Genomic DNA, 2635 nt, shown 5'->3' on the forward strand with positions numbered 1-2635 from the left:
CGAGTAGGGCGGGACACGTGATATCCTGTCTGAATATGGGGGGACCATCCTCCAAGGCTAAATACTACTGACTGACCGATAGTGAACCAGTACCGTGAGGGAAAGGCGAAAAGAACCCCTGTGAGGGGAGTGAAATAGAACCTGAAACCGTGTACGTACAAGCAGTAGGAGCACCTTCGTGGTGTGACTGCGTACCTTTTGTATAATGGGTCAGCGACTTAATTTTAGTAGCAAGGTTAACCGTTTAGGGGAGCCGTAGGGAAACCGAGTCTTAACTGGGCGTACAGTTGCTAGGATTAGACCCGAAACCAGGTGATCTAGCCATGGGCAGGTTGAAGGTTGAGTAACATCAACTGGAGGACCGAACCGACTAATGTTGAAAAATTAGCGGATGACTTGTGGCTAGGGGTGAAAGGCCAATCAAACCTGGAGATAGCTGGTTCTCCCCGAAAGCTATTTAGGTAGCGCCTCGGACGAATACTACTGGGGGTAGAGCACTGTTAAGGCTAGGGGGTCATCCCGACTTACCAACCCTTTGCAAACTCCGAATACCAGTAAGTACTATCCGGGAGACACACGGCGGGTGCTAACGTCCGTCGTGGAGAGGGAAACAACCCAGACCGCCAGCTAAGGTCCCAAAGTATAGCTAAGTGGGAAACGATGTGGGAAGGCTCAGACAGCCAGGATGTTGGCTTAGAAGCAGCCATCATTTAAAGAAAGCGTAATAGCTCACTGGTCGAGTCGGCCTGCGCGGAAGATGTAACGGGGCTAAGCTATACACCGAAGCTGCGGCTACGTACCTTAGGGTATGTGGGGTAGGGGAGCGTTCTGTAAGCCGTTGAAGGTGGTCTGTAAGGGCTGCTGGAGGTATCAGAAGTGCGAATGCTGACATGAGTAACGATAAAGGGAGTGAAAAACTCCCTCGCCGGAAGACCAAGGGTTCCTGTCCAACGTTAATCGGGGCAGGGTAAGTCGACTCCTAAGGCGAGGCCGAAAGGCGTAGTCGATGGGAAACGGGTTAATATTCCCGTACTTCTTACAATTGCGATGGGGGGACGGAGAAGGCTAGGTGGGCCTGGCGACGGTTGTCCAGGTTCAAGTACGTAGGCGGGTGGTTTAGGTAAATCCGGACCACTACTAACGCTGAGATACGATGTCGAGCTACTACGGTAGTGAAGTCATTGATGCCATGCTTCCAGGAAAAGCCTCTAAGCTTCAGATTGTAAGGAATCGTACCCCAAACCGACACAGGTGGTCGGGTAGAGAATACCAAGGCGCTTGAGAGAACTCGGGTGAAGGAACTAGGCAAAATGGTACCGTAACTTCGGGAGAAGGTACGCTCTTATCAGTGAAGTCCCTTGCGGATGGAGCAGACGAGAGTCGCAGATACCAGGTGGCTGCAACTGTTTATTAAAAACACAGCACTGTGCAAAATCGTAAGATGACGTATACGGTGTGACGCCTGCCCGGTGCCGGAAGGTTAATTGATGGGGTTAGACTTCGGTCGAAGCTCTTGATCGAAGCCCCGGTAAACGGCGGCCGTAACTATAACGGTCCTAAGGTAGCGAAATTCCTTGTCGGGTAAGTTCCGACCTGCACGAATGGCGTAATGATGGCCACGCTGTCTCCACCCGAGACTCAGTGAAATTGAAATCGCTGTGAAGATGCAGTGTACCCGCGGCTAGACGGAAAGACCCCGTGAACCTTTACTACAGCTTGGCACTGAACATTGAACCTACATGTGTAGGATAGGTGGGAGACTATGAAATTGCGTCGCTAGATGTGATGGAGTCGTCCTTGAAATACCACCCTTGTAGTTTTGATGTTCTAACGTTGGTCCCTGAATCGGGATTACGGACAGTGCCTGGTGGGTAGTTTGACTGGGGCGGTCTCCTCCCAAAGAGTAACGGAGGAGCACGAAGGTGGGCTAAACACGGTTGGACATCGTGTGGTTAGTGCAATGGCATAAGCCCGCTTGACTGCGAGAATGACAATTCGAGCAGGTGCGAAAGCAGGTCATAGTGATCCGGTGGTTCTGAATGGAAGGGCCATCGCTCAACGGATAAAAGGTACTCCGGGGATAACAGGCTGATACCGCCCAAGAGTTCATATCGACGGCGGTGTTTGGCACCTCGATGTCGGCTCATCACATCCTGGGGCTGAAGTCGGTCCCAAGGGTATGGCTGTTCGCCATTTAAAGTGGTACGCGAGCTGGGTTTAGAACGTCGTGAGACAGTTCGGTCCCTATCTGCCGTGGGCGTTGGAAAATTGAAAGGGGCTGCTCCTAGTACGAGAGGACCGGAGTGGACGAACCTCTGGTGTTCGGGTTGTCATGCCAATGGCATTGCCCGGTAGCTAAGTTCGGAATCGATAACCGCTGAAAGCATCTAAGCGGGAAGCGAGCCTTGAGATGAGTTTTCCCTGGCACTATAAGTGTCCTAAAGGGTTGTCGTAGACTACGACGTTGATAGGCAGGGTGTGTAAGTGCTGCGAGGCATTGAGCTAACCTGTACTAATTGCCCGTGAGGCTTAACCATACAACACCCAAGGGGTTTTGTGGACTCAATAGAAAGACAGACCTTGAATGAGTTTGAAGAGAAACTTTTATAGCTCTATTAAATAGAGAAGCAGCTTT

The 2635-nt window shown here is 51.3% G+C and carries 1 rRNA gene (running past one end of the window); it reads left to right on the forward strand.

From position 1 onward, the window contains the following. Positions 1 to 2537: ribosomal RNA gene (locus tag BCU75_RS01695) — 23S ribosomal RNA — on the forward strand (it extends 309 nt beyond the left edge of the window). Positions 2538 to 2635: the final 98 nt, after the last annotated feature.

This window comes from Vibrio splendidus (genome assembly GCF_002873455.1).
In the GTDB taxonomy this organism is placed as follows: domain Bacteria; phylum Pseudomonadota; class Gammaproteobacteria; order Enterobacterales; family Vibrionaceae; genus Vibrio; species Vibrio splendidus_J.